This is a genomic window from Streptomyces sp. NPDC045955, from assembly GCF_056430805.1.
In genome coordinates this window covers 351024-372655 of record NZ_JBWKKY010000006.1, presented here as the reverse complement: position 1 = coordinate 372655, position 21632 = coordinate 351024, and the positions used below count along the sequence as shown (strand labels likewise).

21 protein-coding genes are annotated in these 21632 nt (G+C 70.7%); 14 read left to right on the top strand and 7 right to left on the bottom strand.

The window, feature by feature from the left end; genetic code table 11:
- Window positions 1–12: 12 nt before the first annotated feature.
- Genes ectB through thpD form a run of 3 tightly spaced genes read left to right on the top strand, consistent with a single transcriptional unit; the run spans window position 13 to window position 2641 of the window.
- Window positions 13–1284 carry a diaminobutyrate--2-oxoglutarate transaminase gene (gene ectB, locus AC07F0_RS15470; protein ID WP_279545963.1) on the top strand — a complete coding sequence of 424 codons (1272 nt, stop codon included), beginning with the start codon at window positions 13–15 and terminating at the stop codon, window positions 1282–1284.
- Between the two features lie 43 nt (window positions 1285–1327).
- Window positions 1328–1726: an ectoine synthase gene (locus AC07F0_RS15465; RefSeq protein ID WP_059422332.1), complete on the top strand. Its 399-nt coding sequence runs from the start codon at window positions 1328–1330 to the stop codon at window positions 1724–1726.
- Between the two features lie 15 nt (window positions 1727–1741).
- Entirely contained in the window at window positions 1742–2641 is a 900-nt protein-coding gene (gene thpD / locus AC07F0_RS15460; protein ID WP_436726790.1) for an ectoine hydroxylase, read from the top strand.
- Window positions 2642–2733: 92 nt separating this feature from the next.
- On the opposite strand, the gene AC07F0_RS15455 is transcribed toward thpD, so the two are convergent.
- The 5 genes from AC07F0_RS15455 to AC07F0_RS15435 form a co-directional block, all read right to left on the bottom strand.
- Window positions 2734–3786: an aminotransferase class V-fold PLP-dependent enzyme gene (locus AC07F0_RS15455; protein ID WP_478978937.1), complete on the bottom strand. Its 1053-nt coding sequence runs from the start codon at window positions 3784–3786 to the stop codon at window positions 2734–2736.
- 95 nt (window positions 3787–3881) lie between these two features.
- Window positions 3882–4595: a DsbA family oxidoreductase gene (locus AC07F0_RS15450; RefSeq protein ID WP_478978934.1), complete on the bottom strand. Its 714-nt coding sequence runs from the start codon at window positions 4593–4595 to the stop codon at window positions 3882–3884.
- A 76-nt stretch (window positions 4596–4671) separates the two neighbouring features.
- Window positions 4672–5136 carry an N-acetyltransferase family protein gene (locus AC07F0_RS15445; protein WP_478978932.1) on the bottom strand — a complete coding sequence of 155 codons (465 nt, stop codon included), beginning with the start codon at window positions 5134–5136 and terminating at the stop codon, window positions 4672–4674.
- Between the two features lie 9 nt (window positions 5137–5145).
- Window positions 5146–5754 carry a DUF1349 domain-containing protein gene (locus tag AC07F0_RS15440; protein ID WP_478978929.1) on the bottom strand — a complete coding sequence of 203 codons (609 nt, stop codon included), beginning with the start codon at window positions 5752–5754 and terminating at the stop codon, window positions 5146–5148.
- A gap of 98 nt (window positions 5755–5852) precedes the next feature.
- Entirely contained in the window at window positions 5853–7382 is a 1530-nt protein-coding gene (locus AC07F0_RS15435) for an aldehyde dehydrogenase (NADP(+)) (RefSeq protein ID WP_478978927.1), read from the bottom strand.
- 132 nt (window positions 7383–7514) lie between these two features.
- On the opposite strand from AC07F0_RS15435, the gene AC07F0_RS15430 reads away from it, so the two are divergent.
- From AC07F0_RS15430 to AC07F0_RS15405, 6 genes are all read left to right on the top strand, one after another.
- Window positions 7515–8288 carry an IclR family transcriptional regulator gene (locus AC07F0_RS15430; RefSeq protein WP_010037854.1) on the top strand — a complete coding sequence of 258 codons (774 nt, stop codon included), beginning with the start codon at window positions 7515–7517 and terminating at the stop codon, window positions 8286–8288.
- 3 nt (window positions 8289–8291) lie between these two features.
- Window positions 8292–8762, top strand: a complete 471-nt coding sequence (locus AC07F0_RS15425; protein ID WP_436726777.1) for a GNAT family N-acetyltransferase — start codon at window positions 8292–8294, stop codon at window positions 8760–8762.
- A 98-nt stretch (window positions 8763–8860) separates the two neighbouring features.
- A complete protein-coding gene (locus AC07F0_RS15420; protein WP_478979138.1) occupies window positions 8861–9865 on the top strand; it encodes a hypothetical protein in 1005 nt (334 codons plus the stop codon).
- Window positions 9862–11187, top strand: coding sequence for a sensor histidine kinase (locus AC07F0_RS15415; protein ID WP_478978924.1), 1326 nt, complete (start codon window positions 9862–9864; stop codon window positions 11185–11187). Before AC07F0_RS15420 ends, AC07F0_RS15415 begins: the two co-directional genes overlap by 4 nt.
- Complete coding sequence (locus AC07F0_RS15410) at window positions 11184–11846, top strand: response regulator transcription factor (RefSeq protein ID WP_436726779.1); 663 nt, start codon at window positions 11184–11186, stop codon at window positions 11844–11846. The genes AC07F0_RS15415 and AC07F0_RS15410 overlap by 4 nt, the downstream gene beginning before the upstream one ends.
- A gap of 55 nt (window positions 11847–11901) precedes the next feature.
- Window positions 11902–13359 (top strand): peptidoglycan D,D-transpeptidase FtsI family protein, encoded by a 1458-nt coding sequence (locus AC07F0_RS15405; RefSeq protein ID WP_478978921.1) that lies wholly within the window; start codon window positions 11902–11904, stop codon window positions 13357–13359.
- Window positions 13360–13431: 72 nt separating this feature from the next.
- Here the strand turns inward: AC07F0_RS15405 and AC07F0_RS15400 are convergent, their stop codons facing one another.
- A complete protein-coding gene (locus tag AC07F0_RS15400; RefSeq protein ID WP_478978918.1) occupies window positions 13432–14889 on the bottom strand; it encodes an NCS2 family permease in 1458 nt (485 codons plus the stop codon).
- 269 nt (window positions 14890–15158) lie between these two features.
- Here AC07F0_RS15400 and AC07F0_RS15395 point away from each other — a divergent pair, with 269 nt between their 5' ends.
- The 5 genes from AC07F0_RS15395 to AC07F0_RS15375 all read left to right on the top strand — a co-directional run bounded on the left by AC07F0_RS15395 (window position 15159) and on the right by AC07F0_RS15375 (window position 20211).
- Window positions 15159–15764, top strand: coding sequence for a SigE family RNA polymerase sigma factor (locus tag AC07F0_RS15395; RefSeq protein ID WP_478978915.1), 606 nt, complete (start codon window positions 15159–15161; stop codon window positions 15762–15764).
- On the top strand, window positions 15761–16609 hold the full coding sequence (locus AC07F0_RS15390; RefSeq protein WP_478978912.1) for a hypothetical protein: 849 nt from the start codon (window positions 15761–15763) through the stop codon (window positions 16607–16609). Before AC07F0_RS15395 ends, AC07F0_RS15390 begins: the two co-directional genes overlap by 4 nt.
- A gap of 83 nt (window positions 16610–16692) precedes the next feature.
- Window positions 16693–17526, top strand: a complete 834-nt coding sequence (locus AC07F0_RS15385) for a pectate lyase (protein ID WP_478978909.1) — start codon at window positions 16693–16695, stop codon at window positions 17524–17526.
- Between the two features lie 350 nt (window positions 17527–17876).
- Window positions 17877–19253, top strand: a complete 1377-nt coding sequence (locus AC07F0_RS15380; RefSeq protein ID WP_478978906.1) for a prolyl oligopeptidase family serine peptidase — start codon at window positions 17877–17879, stop codon at window positions 19251–19253.
- A 94-nt stretch (window positions 19254–19347) separates the two neighbouring features.
- Complete coding sequence (locus AC07F0_RS15375; RefSeq protein ID WP_478978903.1) at window positions 19348–20211, top strand: poly(ethylene terephthalate) hydrolase family protein; 864 nt, start codon at window positions 19348–19350, stop codon at window positions 20209–20211.
- A gap of 19 nt (window positions 20212–20230) precedes the next feature.
- Here AC07F0_RS15375 and AC07F0_RS15370 read toward each other — a convergent pair whose 3' ends face one another.
- Window positions 20231–21385, bottom strand: a complete 1155-nt coding sequence (locus AC07F0_RS15370; RefSeq protein WP_478978900.1) for a right-handed parallel beta-helix repeat-containing protein — start codon at window positions 21383–21385, stop codon at window positions 20231–20233.
- Window positions 21386–21632 lie beyond the last annotated feature (247 nt).

The following is a 21632-nucleotide window of genomic DNA, read 5'->3' as shown; positions in this document are numbered from 1 at the left end:
GAGCGATTCGTCGTGACCATCACCCAGCCCGACCTGAGCGTCTTCGAGACCGTCGAGTCCGAGGTACGCAGCTACTGCCGTGGCTGGCCCACCGTCTTCGACCGTGCGGTGGGCAGCCGCATGTACGACGAGGACGGCCATGAGTACCTCGACTTCTTCGCCGGAGCGGGGTCACTGAACTACGGGCACAACAACCCCGTCCTGAAACGCGCCCTGATCGACTACCTGGAGCGCGACGGCGTCACGCACGGGCTCGACATGTCGACCACCGCCAAGCGCACGTTCCTGGAGGCCTTCCAGAACCTGCTGCTGCGGCCGCGCGACCTGCCGTACAAGGTCATGTTCCCGGGCCCGACCGGCACCAACGCCGTGGAGGCCGCGCTGAAGCTGGCGCGGAAGGTGAAGGGGCGCGAGTCGATCGTGTCCTTCACCAACGCCTTCCACGGCATGTCGCTGGGCTCGCTGGCCGTGACCGGCAACGCGTTCAAGCGGGCCGGCGCCGGTATCCCGCTGGTGCACGGCACGCCCATGCCGTTCGACAACTACTTCGACGGCACCGTCGAGGACTTCCTGTGGTTCGAGCGGCTGCTGGAGGACCAGGGCTCCGGCCTGAACAAGCCGGCCGCCGTGATCGTCGAGACCGTGCAGGGCGAGGGCGGCATCAACGTGGCCCGGGCCGAGTGGCTGCGCGCCCTGTCCGAGCTGTGCGAGCGCCAGGACATGCTGCTGATCGTCGACGACATCCAGATGGGCTGCGGCCGTACCGGTGCCTTCTTCTCCTTCGAGGAGGCGGGCATCACGCCGGACATCGTCACCGTCTCGAAGTCGATCAGCGGCTACGGCCTGCCGATGTCGCTGTGCCTGTTCAAGCCGGAGCTCGACATCTGGGAGCCCGGCGAGCACAACGGCACCTTCCGCGGCAACAACCCCGCCTTCGTCACGGCGACCGCGGCTCTGGAGGCGTACTGGGCCGACGGTTCCGCGATGGAGAAGCAGACCCGCAAGCGCGGTGAGCAGGTCGAGCAGGCCATGATCTCCATCACCGAGGAGAACCTGGCCGACGTCAAGGAGTACCGGGGCCGCGGCCTGGTGTGGGGCCTGGAGTTCCACGACAAGGCCCGTGCGGGCAAGGTCGCCAAGCGCGCCTTCGAACTCGGCCTGCTCATCGAGACGTCCGGGCCCGAGAGCGAGGTCGTGAAACTGCTCCCCGCCCTGACCATCACGCCCGAGGAACTGGACGAGGGCCTGTCGACGCTGGCCCGCGCCGTCCGCGAGACCGCCTGACCGAGCAACCGGCACCACCCCATTTAGGAGGCATCGCAGCACCGTGATTGTCCGTTCGTTCAAGGAGATCGAAGGTACCGACCGGCACGTGAAGTCGGCGTCCGGCACGTGGGAGAGCAAACGCATCGTCCTCGCCAAGGAGAAGGTCGGCTTCTCCCTGCACGAGACGATCCTGTACGCGGGTACGGAGACGTCGATGTGGTATGCCAACCACATCGAGGCCGTCGTCTGCGTGGAGGGCGAGGCAGAGCTGACCGACCGCGAGACCGGGAAGTCGTACACCATCACGCCCGGCACGATGTACCTCCTGGACGGGCACGAGAAGCACACGCTGCGGATCAAGAAGGACTTCCGCTGCCTCTGCGTCTTCAATCCGCCCGTGACCGGACGGGAGGACCACGACGAGAACGGCGTCTACCCGCTGCTCACCGAGGAGGTGTGACATTTCATGACCGCCATCACCGACACCACCACCGGTATCCCCGACCTCTATCCCAGTCGGGGCGCCACCGAAGTGCTCACCCCGCGCCAGGACCCGGTCGTCTGGGGCGCCCCCGACGCGCCCGGTCCGGTCGCGCCGGCCGATCTGCTGTCCTTCGAGCGTGACGGCTTCCTCGCCATCGACGAGCTGATCACCGACGACGAGGTCGCCGTCTACCGGAACGAGCTCAACCGGCTGGTGAACGACCCGGACATCCGTGCCGACGAGCGGTCGATCGTCGAGCCGAAGTCCAAGGAGATCCGCTCGGTCTTCGAGGTGCACAAGATCAGCGAGGTCTTCGCCAGGCTGGTGCGGGACGAGCGGGTCGTCGGCCGGGCGCGGCAGATCCTCGGCTCGGACGTCTACGTCCACCAGTCACGGATCAACGTCAAGCCGGGCTTCGGGGCCAGTGGCTTCTACTGGCACTCGGACTTCGAGACGTGGCACGCCGAGGACGGTCTGCCGCGGATGCGCACGGTGTCGGTGTCGATCGCGCTGACCGAGAACTACGACACCAACGGCGGGCTCATGATCATGCCGGGGTCGCACAAGACGTTCCTCGGGTGCGCGGGGGCCACGCCGAAGGACAACTACAAGAAGTCGCTGCAGATGCAGGACGCGGGCACGCCGTCCGACGAGGCGCTGACCCAGCTGGCCGCACAGCACGGCATCAAGTTGTTCACGGGCAAGGCCGGTTCGGCGACGTGGTTCGACTGCAACTGCATGCACGGTTCCGGCGACAACATCACGCCGTTCCCGCGCAGCAACGTGTTCATCGTGTTCAACAGCGTGGAGAACACGGCGGTGGAACCGTTCGCGGCGCCGGTGCGGCGGCCGGAGTTCATCGGCGCTCGGGACTTCACTCCGGTGCGGTGACCGCTGCCCGCCGGTGATGTGACCGGATGACACAGCTGCCGGGTGGGGCCTCCTCGTGTGGGACGGGAGGCCCCACGCGGTTTTTCATGCCTTCATGCCTTCAGGGCGTCCAGGAGCCGGTCGACGTCCGCCGCCGTGTTGTAGAGGTGGAACCCCGCCCGCAGGTTCCCCGCCCGGTCGGACACCTCGATGCCCGCCCGGCTCAGCTCGCCCTGCCGGTGGCCGAGCCCCGGCACGGACACGATCGCCGAGCCCGGCGCGGGCACCGGCGCGTGACCCAGCTCGGCGAGCCCGACACGGAAGCGGTCCGCGAGGGCGACGTCGTGGGCGTGCACGACGTCGATGCCGATGTCCTCCAGCAGCTCCAGGGAGGCGCGCAGCCCGGCGTAGCTGAAGAGCGAGGGGCTGATGTCGAAGCGCCGTGCGGAGTGGGCGAGTTCCTCGACCGGGCCGTAGCAGCTGTCCCAGGGGGCCTCACCGGCGACCCAGCCGGCGAGCAGCGGCGTGAGCCCGCCGAAGTCCCGCGGGGTGACGAAGAACACGGCCCCGTGCGGTCCCAGGAGCCACTTGAAGCCGACGGCGGCGAGGAAGTCGTCCGCGTCGGCCTCCATCGGCAGCCAGCCGGCCGACTGGGAGGCGTCGACGTAGGTGCGGGCCCCGTGCGCCCGGGCCGCCTCGCGCACGGCCGGCAGGTCGGCGAGCCGGCCGTCGGCGGACTGGACGGTGCTGACCGCGACTAGGGCGGTGCCGGGGCGGACGGATTCGGCGAGCCGTTCCAGGGGCACGGCGCGCACCTTGAGGTCGCCGCGCGCGTGGAACGGGTTCACCAGGGAGGCGAAGTCGCCCTCCGCGGTGAGGACCTCGGCGCCCTCGGGCAGCGAGGCGGCGATCAGCCCGCCGTACTCGGCGACCGAGGCGCCCGTGGCGACCCGCTCGGCCGGCACGCCGGCCAGCCGGGCGAAGGACGCGCGGGCGGCCTCGACGTCCTCGTACAGGGGACCTGTCGGCACGCCCTCCGCGCGCATCCGCACCGCGTGGTGCAGGGCGGTGACGGTACGGGCGGGCAGGAGCCCGTTGCTCGCGGTGTTGAGGTAGGTGTGCTTCGGGGCGAACTCGGCACGGACGAGGTTCTCGAAGGTCTCCATGGAACCACTCTGCGTCCCCTGGATCTCCCCGTCCATTGCCGATTTCTGCGTGATGCCGCTAAGAGGCGCTTATACATATGCGCCGACCTGCGGCTTCAGCGCTGGGGCACCGCACAGCCGTCCGGCCCGCAGGCGTCCGCGTCCCCGCTGTCGACGATCGTCAGGGGCGAGCGCTCGCCGTACGCCTGGGCCAGGGCCTGGGCGAAGACCTCCGCGGGCTGGGCCCCGGAGACGCCGTACGTGCGGTCGAGCACGAAGAACGGCACCCCGCTCGCGCCGAGCTGCGCGGCCTCGCGCTCGTCGGCGCGGACGTCGTCGGCGTAGGCGCCGGGGTCGGCGAGCACCGCGCGGACGGCCCGCGCCTCCAGCCCGGCGGCCACGGCGAGCTCCACGAGCCGCTCGTCGTCGTTGAAGACGGAACGCTCCTCGGCGAAGTTGGCCCGGTACAGCAGGTCGAGCAGCCGCTCCTGGTGCCCCTGCTCCTTGGCGAAGTGCAGCAGGCGGTGCATGTCGAAGGTGCTGCCGTGGTCGCGGCCCCGGGTGCGGTAGTCCAGCCCCTCGGCGGCGGCCTGCGCGCCCAGGTTGTCCTCACCGGCCTCGGCCTGGGCCTCGCTCATGCCGTACTTCCTGGTGAGCATCGTGATCACGGGCTGGATGTCGTCCTTGGCGCGGTCCGGGTCCAGCTCGAAGGAGCGGTGCACCACCTCGACCTCGTCGCGGTGCGGGAACTCCCGCAGCGCCTTCTCGAAGCGGGCTTTGCCCACGTAGCACCAGGGGCAGGCGATGTCGCTCCAGATCTCGACGCGCATGTCTTCGGCTCTCTCCAGGTCGTGCGGGGTACGGAGGCTCCCTCCGCCGAGTTGGTGAACGTTCAAGCAGCCGGGTTCATTCCGCGGGCAGGGAGAGCCGCATCGTCAGGTGGTGATCCCCCGGCTCGGCCGGTTCCGGCACCCACCCCTGCCGCCGGTAGAACCCCTGCGCCCGCCGATTGTCGACATGCACGTCGAGGACGGCGGTCCGCCGGCCGTCGGCCTGCCACTCCTCGACGCACGCCGCGTGCAGGGCGGTGCCGACACCGCGGCGCCAGCGGTCGGGGTCGACGTGGAACTGGAACAGCTTCACCGTGTCCGCGGGGACACCCTCGGGAGTGCGGAAGGAAGCCAGGCCGACGATGCGGCCCTCCTCCACGACGCACAGCACCCGGCCGTCCGGTCGCGCGAGGGCGCTCCGCCAGGCGGCGAACCAGTCGGTGCCGTCCTGCGGCAGCCCGTCGGGGTAGTAGGTCGCCCGGGCCCGCGCGTGCAGCGCGACGACGTCGTCCACCTCGGCGGGCAGGACGGTACGGATCATCACCACGCCTCAGCTGCCGTCGCGCAGGTCGTTGGGCCAGTGGGGCCTGAACGCGATGTGGTCGTACGTCACCACGCAGCCCTCCCCCATCGGCGACTGGGTCATGAAGCCGATCAGGGCCGCGCCCGTCTCCTTCTCGTCGCCGAGGGTGAAGAGGCGGACGAAGGTCCAGCGCTCACCGTCGCGGGAGGCGTGGAAGGCGAAGGCGCGGCCGGTGCGGCTCACCCGGAGCCAGACGGAACTGCCGTCGACGGTGAAGGAGTTGGCGTCGTCGGAGTGTCCCCGGGTGACCACCGTGCAGACGGTGGGCACGTCCGGGGAGTACTCCAGACAGAGCTTGGCCCAGGCGCGCTCGCCGACATGGACGTACAGCACCCCGGCATCGAAGGCCGCACCGAACCCGACCGTGACCCGGGCGATGAGCTGAAAGTCCCCTTCGGGCGCCCCGAGCAGCCGCGGCGCGTCGGAGGCGGGGTCCAGCCCCTCGTCGGTGGGCGGCACGAACCGGTCCTGCCGGGACCCGGCCCACCCGGTGAGCACCCCGTCCTCGTAGGACCAGTGGGCCTCGGGCCCGTAAGAGCGCAGGGGGAACGGCAGTTCGGAAATCTCGAGATCCATTCGACCGAGTCTTTCAGGTCCGACCTCCAGGGGCGCGGGGAACTGCGCGATCAACCACGACGAACCGGCAGCCCGCAACTCACCGCACCCCCACGGCGCTACCGCTCCAAACGCCCGTTGAACCGACGGGGCAGCCCCAGCGGGTTCTCGTCCCGCAGCTCGGCCGGAAGCAGGGCCTCAGGCGCGTTCTGGTAGACGACCGGCCGCAACCACCGCTCGATCGCCGTACCACCCACCGACGTGGACGTGGACGTCGTGGCCGGGTACGGACCACCGTGATGCTGGGCCGGCGCGACGGCGACACCCGTCGGCCACCCATTCACCAGCACACGCCCGGCCAGCGGCGTCAGCTCCTGCAGAAGCTCCGCGCCCCGGCCCTGCCCCGCGGCCTCCTCCTCGGACAGCTGCACCGTCGCCGTGAGGTTGCCCGGCAGCCGCGACAGCACGGCCTTCACCTCGGTCTCGTCCTCGTAGCGGGCCACCACCGTGACCGGCCCGAAGCACTCCTCCAGGAGCAGGTCGTGCTCACCCTCCTCCGCCAGCCTGCTCGCCGGCACGGTGAGGAAGCCCGCGCTGACGGTGTGCTCGCCGCCCGCGCCCGGGGTGACCGGGGAATCGACGTCGGGCAGCCCGGCCCGCTCGGCGACACCGGCGACGAAGTTGTCGCGCATGCGGTGGTCGAGCAGGACCCCGGCGTCGGTGTCGCTGACGGCGTCGGTCAGCGACTTCAGCAGGGCGTCACCGGCGGCGCCGGACGGCGCGAGGACGAGGCCCGGCTTCACACAGAACTGGCCGACGCCCAGCGTCATCGAACCGGCGAGGCCCGAGCCGATCGCCTCGGCCCGCTCGGCGGCGGCGGCCTCGGTGACGACGACCGGGTTCAGCGAACCCAGCTCGCCGTGGAACGGGATCGGCACGGGACGCGCGGCGGCCGCGTCGAACAGCGCACGCCCGCCCCGCACGGAACCGGTGAAGCCGGCGGCCGCGACCAGCGGGTGCTTGATCAGCTCGACGCCCGCCTCGAAGCCGTGCACCAGCCCGAGGACACCCTCGGGGATGTCGTGCCGGGCGGCGGCGCGGCGCAGCACCTTCGCGACGTACTCGGACAGGGCCGGATGGTCCGGGTGCGCCTTGACCACGACGGGGCAGCCGGCCGCGAGGGCGCTCGCGGTGTCGCCGCCGGCGACGGAGAAGGCGAAGGGGAAGTTCGAGGCCGAGTAGACGGCGACGACACCGAGGGGCACCTTGTAGCGGCGCAGGTCCGGGATCGGCGGGGTCGCCGTGTCGTCGGGGTGGTTGATGACGACGTCGAGGAAGGCGCCCTCGTCGACGATGTCGGCGAAGGCCCGCAGCTGGTAGCAGGTGCGGGCGAGCTCGCCGGTCAGCCGGACCGGGCCGAGCGCGGTCTCGGCGTCGGCGGTCTCGACGAGACCGTCCTTGGCCGCCTGAAGCTCCTCGGCGGCGCTGCGCAGGAAGGCCGCGCGGACGGTACGGTCGGCGAGTGAGCCACGCGCCTCCTGCGCGGCACGGACGGCGGCGTCCACCTCCTGGGCTGTGGCCTCCACCGCAACCTGTTCACGCTGCTTCCCGGTTCGGGGGTCGACACTCCAGACTGGTGCTGCTGCCACCGCGGGTCCCTCCACACATGTAATGCCGCAGTACTGGGTCATCCACCAGGGACGTTCGATATACTGAACGCTGTCTCCGATGATGAATATGCTGTGGAGACTATTTCCCGTCGAACGAAGGGGTCAAGGGCGATGTCGGCTGGCGAGACGGGCGGCGGGGCGCAGGTCAAGTCCGCGGTACGAACGGTTGAACTGCTCGAATACTTCGCCGGGCGTCCCGGTATGCACTCGCTCGCGGCGGTCCAGGAGGCCGTCGGCTACCCCAAGTCCAGTCTCTACATGCTGCTGCGCACGCTCGTCGAGCTGGGCTGGGTGGAGACGGACGCGACGGGCACGCGGTACGGCATCGGGGTACGCGCCCTGCTGGTCGGCACGTCGTACATCGACGGCGACGAGGTCGTGGCGGCGGCCCGCCCGACGCTGGACCGGCTCTCGGACGACACGACCGAGACGATCCACCTCGCCCGCCTCGACGGCACGAACGTCGTCTACCTCGCCACCCGCCAGTCGCAGCACTACCTGCGCCCCTTCACCCGGGTCGGCCGCCGCCTGCCCGCGCACTCCACGTCCCTCGGCAAGGCGCTGCTGAGCACCTACTCCGACGAGCAGGTCCGCAAGATGCTCCCGGAGACGCTGCCCGCGCTGACCGAGAACACGATCACCGACCGCGAGAAGCTCATCGAGGAGCTGCACCAGGTCCGGGAGCAGGGCTTCGCCGTGGACCGCGAGGAGAACACGCTGGGGCTGCGCTGCTTCGGCGTGGCGATCCCGTACCGCACGCCGGCGCGGGACGCGATCAGCTGCTCGGTTCCGGTGGCGCGGCTCACCCCGGCGCACGAACAGCTGGTGAAGGACGCCCTGTTCGACGCGCGGGACCGGCTGACACTGGCCACCCGTAGGCTCTGAGGCATGAACGTCGAGCTGCGCGAGGTCCATGACAGCGATCTGCCGGTCTTCTTCCGGCAGATGAACGACCCCGAGGCGCTCCACATGGCGGCCTTCGTCCCCAAGGACCCGGCCGACCGGGACGCCTTCGACGCCCACTGGGCCAGGATCCGGTCCTCGTCCGACGTGGTGCGGACCGTCCTGGCCGACGGTGACGTGGTCGGCAGCGCGGCGGTGTACGGGGTGCCGGGCGAGCGCGAGGTGACGTACTGGGTCGACCGCGCGTACTGGGGGAAGGGCATCGCCACGGCGGCCCTGCGGGCGCTGCTGACGGAGGTGCCCGAGCGTCCCCTGTACGCCCGGGCGGCGTCGGACAACGCGGGCTCGCTGCGCGTACTGGAGAAGTGCGGCTTCCGTGCCGCCGCGACGGCCAGCGGGTACGCCTCCGCCCGGGGTGCGGAGATCGAGGAGACGGTGTTCCTCCTGGAGGGCTGAGCCGCCCTCCCCCGTCCGGCGGAGGCGGATCGTCGCCGTGCAGGAGGTGCCGCCGGCCCGCCGCGCGGGAGCCTGATCGCATGACGCGGTCACACCGCATGACGCGGTCTCTCGCTCCCGCCGCCGACGGCCCCACCGTCCGTCCCAGCCGTCCCCGGCGCGTCCTGCGTGCCGTCGCCGTCCTCTCCTGTGTGCCGTACCTCGGACTCAAGGCCGCCTGGATCGCCGGGAGCCACATCGGCATTCCGGAGGGGAGCGGGCTGCTCGACGACCGGGTGGGCATGGCGGTGATCAACGGCATTTCCGTGCTGCTGGACAGCGCGGTGATCGTGCTGGCGCTGGTGCTGACCCGGCCATGGGGGCTGCGGGTGCCCGCGTGGCTCCTGGCGTTCCCCGTGTGGGTCGCCGGCGGGCTGCTCGCGCCGATCATGGCGGGGTTCCCGGCGCAGCTGGTCGTGAGGGCGTTCGGTGGAGGGGGCGCGGAGTCGCCGGGGCGGAACGCCTTCCTGGACGAGTGGGTGTTCGCCGTCGTGTACTCGGGGTTCATCCTCCAAGGGCTCGCCCTGGGCGCCCTGTTCGTGCTCTATGCCCGCGACCGCTGGGGGCACCTGTGGCGCGGGCGGGTGTGGGAGCTGCCCGTAGGTGTCGTGGGGCCGGCCCACCGCGCCCTCGCCGTCACGGCCGGGGTGCTCGCCCTGCTGCCGCTCGCCCTCCACGTGCTGTGGGCCTGCGGCGGCACCGCCGGGCTCAGCGAGGGCCGGGCGGCGGACCGGGGCGGTGACTTCCACGTCCTGGAAGCGGTGTTGGTGCTGTTCCTCCTCGCGGCCGTCGCCGGCGGCTTCCTGCTGGCCTTCCGGCGCGGGCGGGCGCTGCCCGTGGCGGTGCCGCTCGGCCTGGCCTGGGTCGGCTCGGGCGCCGTGGCCTGCTGGGGCGGCTGGCTGTCGCTCGCCTCCCTCGGCGGCGTCGAGGGCACCGCCGATCGTCCGACGCCGCTGATGAACCTTGCCTACGCTGGGCAGATGCTCGTCGGCTTCCTCATCGCCGCCATCGGCGTCTATTACTTCGCGGAGCGCTCGGCCAGGGCCGAGCGGCGGGCGGCGTGAGACGGGCCGCCCGGTCGCTGTTCGGACGGCGGGCCCGGCTGCGCTGGGTGCATCTGATCCTCGGCGGCGCGCTCGCGATGCCGTACGTCCTGGTCGGGTCGGTGATCATCGGTCCGGCCACCGGCAGCACCAACGTCTTCGGGTCCTTTCCCCTCCAGCTCGCCTCCTTCGCCGTGGGGCTTCCGCTCGCCGCCGTCACGTCCCTGTTCCCGCTCACCCGGCCGCTGGAGGCCGCCGCCGTGCGCTGGCTGTGCGGAGTCGACCCGGACCGGCTCGCCTTCGGGCCGGCCCGGACGCGGGGCGAGAGGGGCCGTACGGCGGGCTGGTTCACGCTGCATCTCGGGTTCGGCGGGATCATCGCCGGGATGTCGCTGGCCGTACCGCCGTTCGCCGCCGTGCTGATCCTGCTGCCGGTCATCGCGGGACTGGGCGGCACCCCCCTCAAACTGCCCGAAGTCCTCGACCACACCTGGGCGTTGGCGCTCGCACCGGTCGCGGGCGCGGCGATGCTCGTCGCCCTCGGCGGCTGCGCGGCCGGCGGCGGTGCGCTGCTGGCCCGCTGGGCGCCGACGTTGCTCGGCCCGTCTCCCGAGGGCCGGCTCGCGGCAGCCGAGGCACGCGCCGCCGACCTGGCCGTACGCAACCGGCTGGCGCGGGAGCTGCACGACTCCGTCGGCCACGCGCTCAGCGCGGTCGGTCTCCAGGCGAGCGCGGCGCGCCGCGTCCTCGACTCCGACCCGGAGTTCGTCCGCGAGGCCCTCGCCGCGATCGAGGACACGACCCGGCGCACCGTCGGCGAACTCGACGCCGTGCTGGGCGTGCTGCGCGAGGGCGACGCCCCCGGCACGGCCCCCGCACCGACGCTCGCGGCCGACCTCGACGGGCTGCTGCGTCGCACCCGGGCGGGCGGACAGCGCGTGACGGCCACGGTCGGCACCGACCTGGAGGTGCTGCCTGCGCTGCTGTCCCGGGAGGCCTACCGGATCGTGCAGGAGGGGCTGAGCAACGCCCTCAGGCACGCCGGTGAGCGAGTCGCCGTGGAGGTGCGGATCGAGGTGGCGGACGGGGAGCTGGAGATCACCGTGGAGAATCCGGTGACCGGTCCCGCCACGGTCACCGATCCCGCGTCCTCCCGCCCGGGCGGCGGCCACGGGCTGCGCGGTATCGCGGACCGGGTCAGGCTGCTGGGCGGGACCATGACCGCCGGGCCGGCAATTGGTTCGTCCGGACCGGCTGGATCGTCCGGACCGGCTGGACCGGCCGGACCGGCCGGGAAGAGCTGGCGGTTGCACGTACGTCTGCCGATGAAAGGACCCGCATGACCCGCCCCGCCCCCATCCGTGTCGTCCTCGCCGACGACGAGCGTATGGTCCGCACCGCGCTGCGCGCCATCCTCTCCGCCGAGCCGGACCTGGAGGTGGTCGGCGAGGCGGCCACCGGCGCCGAGGCCGTGTCGGTCGTGCGGGATCTGCGGCCGGACGTCGTCCTCATGGACGTCCGCATGCCGGAGACCGACGGCATCCGCGCCACCGAGCAGATCCTCGCCACGCTGGACGAGCCGCCCCGGATCGTCGTCGTGACGACCTTCGAGAACGACTCCTACGTCTACGACGCGCTGCGTGCCGGAGCCGCCGGGTTCCTGCTGAAGCGGGCGGACGCCGACGCGCTCGTGCAGGCGGTCCGGCTGGTGGCGCGCAGCGACAGCCTGCTGTTCCCCGCGGCCGTCCGCACGCTCGCGACCGAGCACGCCCGCGCACACCCGGCGCCGCCGGCGTGGGTGGCGAGGCTCACGGGACGCGAGCGGGAGGTGCTGCGGCACATGGCGGAGGGGCTGACCAACGCGGAGATCGCCCGCCGCATGGAGGTCGGCCCCGCCACGGTGAAGTCGCACGTGGCGGCGGTATTGGCCAAGACGGGCACCCGGGACCGCACGCAGGCGGTCATCGCGGCGTACGAGGCGCGGTTTCTGAACGCCGGATGAGAAAACGGGACGGGTGGGAACGATCCGCCCTGCCTGGCTCGTCCTCATGTTCGGGATGAACAAGACGATCAGGCGTGCGTCGGTCTTCACGCTGCTGCTGGTGTTCGCTCTGCTGGTCAGGGCGACCTGGGTGCAGTTCTACGAGGGCCAGGCACTCGCAGACGACAAGGACAACCGGCGGAACGCGATCGAGACGTACTCGGCGCCGCTCGGCAACATCATCGTGGGCGGCCGGTCGGTCACCGGCTCGGCCCCGACGAAGACGGGCGACCTCAGGTACAAGCGCACGTACACGGACGGCGAGTTGTACGCGGCGGTGACGGGCTTCGCCTCGCAGGCGTACGCGCCGACCCAGCTGGAGGGCATTTACACCGACCTCCTGAACGGCACGGACAGCCGTCTGAAGTCCGTGATGGACACCCTCACCAACCAGCGGGCCGACCCGGGCAACGTGATCACGACGATCGACCCCGACGTGCAGAAGGCGGCGTACGACGCGCTCGGCGACAAGAAGGGCGGGGCCGTCGCCGTCGACCCGAAGACCGGGAAGATCCTCGCGGTCGTGTCGACCCCGTCGTACGACCCCTCGTCGCTGACCGACGCCAACACGGCGGGGGCGGCCTGGAAGAAGCTCACGGCCGACCCGGAGAAGCCTATGGTCAACCGGGCGCTGAGGCAGCCGCTGCCACCCGGTTCGACGTTCAAGCTGGTCGTGGCGGCGGCAGCACTGGAGGACGGGCTGTACTCGTCGGTGGACGAGAAGACCGCCAGCCCCGACCCGTACACCCTGCCGGGCACCACGCGGGACCTGTCGAACGAGAACCCGAACGCGCCCTGCACCAACGCCACGATCCGTACGGCGCTGGAGTACTCGTGCAACAACGTCTTCGCGAAGATGGCCGTCCAGCTGGGCCAGGACAAGGTGAAGGCGATGGCCGAGAAGTTCGGCTTCAACGACGACAAGCTGGATGTGCCGGTCCGGGCCTACACGAGCGTGTACCCCTCGGACATGTACCCGTCGCAGACGGCCCTGACGGGCATCGGCCAGTTCGACGTCACCGCGACGCCCCTGCAGATGGCCATGGTGTCGGCGGCCATAGCCAACGGCGGCAAGCTGGTCTCGCCGCACATGGTCTCGCAGATCACCAACAGCGGCGGTGATGTGTTGCAGGACTACGACGACGACGCGGGCTCGAAGGAGATCGTCTCCTCCTCGACGGCCGAGCAGTTGCAGTCGGCGATGCAGACGGTCGTGGAGCAGGGCACGGGCACGAACGCCCAGGTCCCGGGCGCGACGGTCGGCGGCAAGACGGGTACGGCGCAGCACGGCGAGAACAACAGCCAGGTGCCGTACGCCTGGTTCACCTCGTACGGGAAGTCCGACTCGTCGGGCAAGGAGGTCGCCGTGGCGGTCGTCGTCGAGCAGTCGAACGCGGCCCGCTCGGAGGTCAGCGGCAACGGCCTGGCGGCGCCGGTCGCCAAGGCGATGATGGAAGCGGCGCTGAAGGACTGAACCTCCACCGCACGAAAGCCGTCTGTACAGACAGATGGGCCGCCCCCTTCCCCCCGGGGGCGGCCCTTCGCGCTACTTGGCTCCCAGGAGCTGCTCGATCGGGTCGATCGCGAAGTACACGAGGAACAGCACCGAGGTCCCCCACAGCAGCCAGTGGACCTCCTTGGCCTTGCCGAGCACGGTCTTGATGACGACGTAGGCGAGGAAGCCGGCGCCGATGCCGTTGGTGATGGAGTAGGTGAACGGCATCACGGCGATGGTGAGGAACGCGGGGATGGCGATGTCGTAGCGGTCCCAGTCGATGTGCTTGACCTGGGTCATCATCAGGAAGCCGACGGCGACCAGGGCGGGGGCGGCCGCCTGGAGCGGGACGATGGTGAGCAGCGGGGTCAGGAACAGCGCGAGGCCGAACAGGCCGCCGGTGACGAGGTTGGAGAAGCCGGTGCGCGAGCCCTCGCCGACGCCGGCCGCCGACTCGATGTAGGAGGTCGCCGAGGAGGCCGAGGCCGCGCCGCCCGCGACGGCCGCGGCGCCGTCGATCAGCAGCACCCGGCCGAGGTTCGGGACCTTGCCCTCCTCGTCGAGCAGACCCGCCTCGGCGCTGATGCCGACGACCGTGCCCATGGTGTCGAAGAAGTCGGACAGGATCAGGGTGAAGACCAGCAGGACGACGGTGATGACGCCGACGCCGGGGGCGCTGAAGGCGCCGAACAGGTCGAAGTGGCCGATGAGCCCGAAGTCGGGGGCGTCGACGAGCCGGTCGGGCCAGGACGGTGTGGTCAGGCCCCAGGTCTTGATGTCGGCTATGGAGTTGATCACTATCGCCAGCGCCGTCATGGTGACGATGCTGATCAGGATGGCGCCCTTGACCTTGCGGGCGAGCAGCCCGATCGTCAGCAGAACGCCGAGGCAGAAGACGAGAATCGGCCAGCCGGTGAGCGTTCCCGTGCCGCCCAGCTGAACCGGCACGGTGGTGTTCGCGGCGTCCGGGATGCGGCTGACGAACCCGGCGTCGACGAAGCCGATGAAGGCGATGAACAGGCCGATGCCGACACTGATCGCCTGCTTGAGCGGCTGCGGTATGGCGTGCATGACGGCCTCGCGCAGGCCGGTCACCACCAGCACGCAGATCAGCAGGCCTTCGAGGACGATGAGGCCCATCGCGTCGTCCCAGCTCATCAGCGGGGCGATCTGGAAGGCGACCACGGCGTTCAGGCCGAGTCCGGCGGCGAGCGCGAGGGGCAGATTGCCGCCCACGCCCATGATGATCGTCATGACCGCGGCCACCAGGGCGGTGGCGGTGGTGAGCTGGACGGCGTCCAGCTGGTGCCCGAACTTGTCCTTCGCGCTGCCCAGGATGATGGGATTCAGGACAAGGATGTAGGCCATCGTGAAGAACGTGGCGAAGCCGCCGCGTATCTCACGGCCGAAGGTGGATCCCCGCTCGGAGATCTTGAAGAACCGGTCGACGCTGTTCACCGCCGGTGGTGCGGCGTCGGGCCGGTCGGCCACCTTCTGCGATTCGGACATGGCAAGTGCTCCTCGGTGCCTGGGTGATCGGTGTGCGGATGCTGGCTGGATTGTTCCCGCGTTGAACCACGTTCAGGTTTTCTTCGTGTTACGGAATCAGAGTCCGGCCCGCCATACGTCGTTCGAAGCTCCGTACGAACCGTCCTGAGAACGCTGCTACGCTTCCCGATCTCGTCCGGACCTCCCCCGGATGATCACATGTCATCTACATGACACTCACTGGCACCCCAGCCCGGAGTGCCCGAAGCCGCTGCGAGGAGAGGTCGCCCGTGGGCACAGTCGTCGACGACGCCGCCTCCGTGGAGTTCCACGCCTTCTTCGAGCGTCACTACGCCGAACTGTCCCGCCTCGCCTATCTGCTGACGGGCGAGTCGGACACCGCCGACGATCTGGCGGCGGACGCGTTGCTGGCGCTGTGGCACCGCTGGGACCGGGTGCGCGCGGCCGACCATCCGGCGGCGTACGCGCGCGGGGTGGTCGCCAACCTGGCCCGCACCCGGATCCGCAGCGCCGTGCGCGAGCGGCGGCGCGTCGCCCTGTTCTGGTCGCAGCGCGAGGAGAACACCGAGAACCCGGACGTCGCGGGCGTCGTCGACGTCCAGGAGGCGTTGCGCAGACTGCCGTTCCGCAAGCGGGCCTGTGTGGTGCTGCGGCACGCCTTCGACCTCTCCGAGAAGGACACCGCGCTCGCCCTCGGTGTCTCGGTGGGTACGGTGAAGAGCCAGACCTCCAAGGGAATGGCCGAACTCCAGCGGTTGCTGGGCACACAGGGAGTACCGCAGCGGATGCACGCGGCGGTGGGCGCTCCCCGCTGCTCGCCGGCCGTGGAAAGCTTGCGGGCGCGCGCCGGTGAGGGCGGAGGAAGGGACCGATGACCATGCGGCGGGACGTGCACGAGGAGCTGCGCGCCCGGCTGCACGAGGCGGCCGGGACGCACCAGCCCGACCGGGAGCAGATCCTGGCCCGGGTCGAGCGCGGCATGGCCGGTCCGGTCGGCCCCGGCCACCGGGCGACGCGTCCGCCGGTGTTCGGGTGGATGCGGGTGGCCGGTGCGACGGCCGCGGTGGCGGGCGTGCTGGCCGTGGGCGGTTACGCGGTCGCGTCCGCAGTGAAGGAGGAGACCGCCGCGCCGCAGCAGCAGGACGTGGCGACCTCGCCGACGCCCACGCCGTCGCCGGAGGCGACGAGCCGGGCCCCCGCGCCGCCGGTGGATCCCACGCCGTCGGCCCCGCCGGAGCGCCGCGAGTCCGCTCCGCCGCCCTCGCGGACGCCGAGCCCCTCCGTCACCGGGCGCCCGCCGGCCGCCACCGAGGACGGGCCGCTGTGGTCGGACGGCTCGGTCGACCCGCACAGCAACGACTTCTGGGCGCAGAGCAACGTCACGATCAAGACGCGCACGGAACTGACCGCGCTGACCGTGCGGTTGAGCGTCGCCCAGACCGGCGGGGTCTCCGACGCGGGCGCCTGGCGGTCGCTGCCCGAGCAGGACTTCACGCTCGCGGTCGCCGAGCGGGACGGCTTCCTCGTCTACACCTGGACCCTGAAGGAGGGTCGCAAGGTCCCGGCGGGCGAGTGGGTGTTCGCGGGCCAGTTCGACCACGAGCGCGGCGGCCGTGACGCCGGCGCCGACCGCTACGCGGTGACGGGCGCCGCCGGTTCGCAGCGGCTGTCCGTGGGCGGCGGTTTCGCGGCCGTGGACGACACCGACGACGACTCGTGAAAAATTCCCGAAGACGCGGCAACCCTTTTCTCACGGGTGGCGACCACCAGGCGCAAGAGTCACCCCCAATGAGGAATCGGTACATGACTGCACCAGCACAACAGCGCGTCCGCCATCGCCGCCGGGTCACCAAGCGGCGTGCCGTGATCGCCGGGTTAGCCTCCTTCGGCATCACCGGAGCGGCGGTCGTCACCACGTCGATGCTGTCCACCGCGGGCGCCGCGACCTCCTGGCCCACGGACAAGGGCAAGACGCCCGTGTCGAAGACCATCCCGGTCTCCGGTGTCCGCGACGGCGGGATGAAGATGTTCTACGGCACCGGCGCGCTCGGCGGCGACAGCCAGGACGAGGGCCAGGCCCCCCTCTTCGAGCTGGCCGACGGCGCGGTGCTCAAGAACGTCATCATCGGCACCCCGGCCGCGGACGGCGTGCACTGCAAGGGCAGTTGCACACTGCAGAACGTGTGGTGGACGGACGTCGGCGAGGACGCGGCCAGTTTCAAGGGCAAGTCGTCGTCGGCCGTGTACAAGGTGATCGGTGGCGGCGCGAAGAACGCCGACGACAAGGTGCTGCAGTTCAACGGCGCCGGAACGCTGAACGTGTCGGGCTTCCAGGTGCAGAACGCCGGGAAGCTGGTGCGTTCCTGCGGCAACTGCAAGACGCAGTACAAGCGCACGGTCGTGCTGAACGACATCGACGTGACGGCGCCGATGAACTCGATCGTCGGCGTGAACGCCAACTACGGCGACACGGCCACGCTGTCGAAGATCCGCATCCACGGCGACAGCAAGAAGAAGATCAAGACGTGTGTGCGCTTCGAGGGCAACAACACGGGCAAGGAGCCCAAGGAGCTGACCCCGCCCGGCCCGGACGGCAAGACCTGCAAGTTCAAGGCCTCGGACATCAGCTACCAGTGATGCCGCAGCACGTGTGAACTCCGGCCGGCCCTGATCCCCCCTTGGGCCGGCCGGATGCCGGGTGTCCGGGCCCCCAGTCGGACGTCCCGGCACCCCCGGCCCTCCGGAGCCCCCCTCCGGACGGCCGGACAGCCCTGGCCGAGCCCCCCTCGGCCGGTCGGCAGGACGCCCCCGCCGGTGCGAACCGGCGGGGGCGTCGTCGTGTCTTTCGGGCGCGCCCCCGTGAATTGATGCGCGTATCGCATGGACAGATCTCGGTTTGATGCTGGACAGCGATCCGGCAGTGCTCCGAAACTCTCGCGTAATACCTCGGCCTGCCCCCCCAGCTCGATGACCGAGACGAGGACCCCATGAGAGCGATCCCCAGACGTACGGTGCTCGCCGTCACCGCAGGTGCGCTCGCGGCACCGGCAGTGAGCACGTCGGCCACGGCAGCCCCGTCCGAAGGACGGCAAGCGGCCTTTGGACCCGGCCCGGTCCTGCGGACGGACCTCCTCACGCAGGTGACGCCGAGGAACAACTGGCTGGTGACAGCGGTCGCCATCAGGTACGCGCACCGCATCGACTTACGCGGCGGGACGGTCCCGCCCACCGCCTTCCAGGTGCAGGCCACCGTGGGCGGACGGACAGCGGCTCGTACGGTGACCCGGGTCTACTCCCACACCAGTGCCGAAGTGGACGACCGCTCCCGCCCCGGACGTCCGGGGGACCACCTGATCATCGAACTCGATCCCAACGACGCCAACGCACGGGCGTCAGGCACCGATCCCTTTCCGCTCGACCGTGCCTACTCCGTCCGGCAGGTGGCGGACCTGCGCACCCCGGAAGGTGAACCGGTGCTCAAGGCCGGTCCGTTCGCGCACCGGAACGACGACGTCATCACTCCCGTGGCCGACGACTTCACCGCCGGTTCCTTCACCGACTCCGCAGGGTTCGAACTGGACTTCCGGCTGTATCAGCCCGCGGGATTCCTGCGGAATCCACGGACCCGCACCCGGTACCCGCTCGTCGTCACCCTGCACGGCGGTGGCGAAGTCGCGGACAACAACATGACGCAGCTCACTTCCAACCGGATCGCGGTCACGTTCGCCAAACCGGCACGGCAGCGCCGCAACCCCGCGTTCGTCCTCTCTCCGCAGATCCCCCTGCCCCGTCCCATGGACGGCCCCGACGGCACGGACTGGACCGACGCGAAGGTCCAGGCCGCGCTGATCGAACTCATCGACACCTTCGTGCGCGAGCACGCGCGCAACGTGGACACCGACCGGCTCTATCTGGTCGGCCTGTCCTCGGGCGGTCGCGGCATCTACAGCCTGCTGGCCGAGCGACCCGACGTGTTCGCGGCTGCCCTGCCCACGGCCGGCTGGGGCGAGGCGGCCGCCATGGAAAGGATCACGCACATCCCGATCTGGGCCGACCACTCGGTCGACGACCCGGTCGTCCCCTACCGGGAGGGGCGGTTCGGCAACCCCGGCACCTGGACGCTGATGAACGCACTGGAGACCGCCGGTGCGCGGGTCACCCGTGGGGAGTGGGCCAACGACCTGCCGAAGACGGAGTTCGAGGCCCGGTCGCGGGCCCTCCTGCGGCAGGCCCGGGCCGCGCGCAGCCACGTGCTGTTCACGAGCTACACGGCCGGAACGACACCGGTGAGCCCGCACCTGTCATGGGCTCAGACGTACGAGAACGACGTGGTCATCGACTGGCTCTTCGCACAGTCCCGCTAGCCGACCGCTCTCATCGCCTTTTGGAGGTAGAGCAATGCGTCCCTGCAGTCGTTCCACCCACACCGGCGCGCCGTTACGGACCCGATCCCGTCTCATGACGGCGCTGATCGCACTGGCGACCATCATCGGCTTGGCGCTGACCCTGCTGACGGCCACCGCCGCGCCGGCGACCGCCGCCGGCATCCCGTCCCCGACGACCGCCTCCCTGGAGGCCGGCAACGGGCCGCTGGCCACCGCCACCTACACCGTTCCCCGCCCGAGCGGGTACGGCTCGGGCACGGTCACGTATCCCACGGCCAGGGGCTCGTACCCGGGCGTCGTGCTGATGCCGGGCTACCAGGGCACCCAGGAGAACCTGCGGTGGCTGGCGCCCCGCCTCGCCTCCTGGGGCTTCGTCGTCATCAACGTCGGAACGAAGACACTCACCGACGATCCCGAATCGCGCGGGCGCCAGATCAGCGCCGCCGGCACCCAGTTGCTCGCGCTCGGCAAGGCCCCGCGCAACCCGCTGTCGGGGAAGCTCAACGGCACCCTTGGCGCGGCCGGTCACTCGATGGGCGGCGGTGGCGTCATGGCGGCCCTCCGGGACGATCCGCGCTTCCGGGCGGGCGTGCCGACCGCCCCGTACCACCCGAACGGGAACTTCTCCTCGGTCACCGAGCCCACCTTCTTCCTGACCTGTCAGAGCGACCCCGTCGCCCACGGCGACACCTTCGCGGTGCCCTGGTACAACTCCATGTCCCGGGCCGAGAAGCTCTACATCGAGGTACCGGGCGACCATCTGTGCCCGATGACGGGCTACGGCGACAAGACCAAGCAGGGCAAGTGGATCGTGTCGTTCTTCAGCCTCCGGCTGCGTGCCGACACCCGCTTCGGCCCGTTCCTGTGCGGTCCGGCACGTGACGCCGACAAGAACAACACCTCCGTGGTCACCCGCTGGATGGACACCTGCCGGTGACCCGTCGGAGCGACACGCGCTAGTTCATCGTCGACCCGATGGTCGTGGAGCCGGTCGTGAGGAACGTCGTCGCGGGGAGGGCGCCGTCCGCCCCGCGCGCTCCGTAGGCGCCTTTCGCGTCCGTCGACCTGAAGGGCGGGGTGGTGACGCCGCTGTCCCAGTTGTTGCCGGCGGAGACGGCAGCGGACCCCAGCTCGGCGGGGCCGCCCCGGTCGCTCACGGCGAGGTTCTTGCCGAGGCGGGCCTCGCCGGTGGCGAAGGAGAAGCCGTTGTGGGCGTTGGCGTACGCGGTGTTGCGGTGCAGGGCGATGGCGCCGGTGTTGGAGTTCTCGGTGAAGCCGTGCAGCGCGTTGTCCCAGGCGGCGTTGTGGTTGACGACGTGGGCGACCGACGCTCCCCCGCCGCCCAGTTCGAAGCCGTTGCCGTTGCCCTTGAAGGCCGGGTCGCTCCAGCGGTTCTCGCCGTTGCCGAAGGCCCAGGAGTGCTCGACGGTGACCGGCGAGGAGAACTGCCACAGGTCGAGGCCGTCGTCGGAGTTGCCGAACAGCCGGGCGCCGGTGATCCTGTTGCCCGTCCCGGAGCCGAACTTGACGGCGATGCCGTCGGCGTTCCGGCCGTGGCCGGCCGAGTCGTAGTTGCCGTGGCTGTCCAGGTTCTGCACAAGGTTGCCGGTGGTGCCGTCGCCGCGCAGGGTGAAGCCGGAGTCGCCGTTGTCCGCGGTGACGAGGTTCCTGAAAACGCCGCCGGCCGAGGAGGTGGCGACGAAGCCCTGGGCCGGGGAGTTGACGAAGGCGAGGTTCTCCACGGTCCAGTAGTCGCCGTAGAGGCCGGCCAGCCAGGAGCCGTCGGGCAGCTTCGAGCCGTCGATCCGGACCTTCTCGGCGCCGTACGCCCGCAGCGTGATGCGTGCGGAACTCGTGCCGTTCGCCGTGGACTTGAGGGTCGCGGCCGGATGGTACGTACCGCCGCGGACCTGGATGACCGTACCGGCGGTGGCGTTCTTCACGGCCGCTTCGAGCTGGGCCGTGGTGGAGACGGTGACCGTCGACGAGGCGGCCTGCGCGCCACCGCCCGAGAGCCCGAGATAGACGCCGCCGGCCCCCGAGGCACAGGCCACCGCGGCGGCGATGGCGAGCGTGCGGGTCCTGCGGTGGCGTCCTGTGCTGAGCAGCACGGAGCGTTCCTTTCCTGGGCGATGGGGACGGAGACGGTTCGCGAGGGGCCCGCTCCCGACCGTTTCCGAGCAACAGTCGCCGCTGCGCGCCGAAAGGGTTGCCGCCGTCACGTGCACGGGCGTGCCCGAGTCTCCGAAAGTTTCGGAACCACCGGCCTCATGCACACCCGTTGACGCCCTGTCCCCGGCCGGTGAAACTCCGAAGGCCGCTATCCAACAGAATCCCCCAGACTCCGACAGGAAGTGT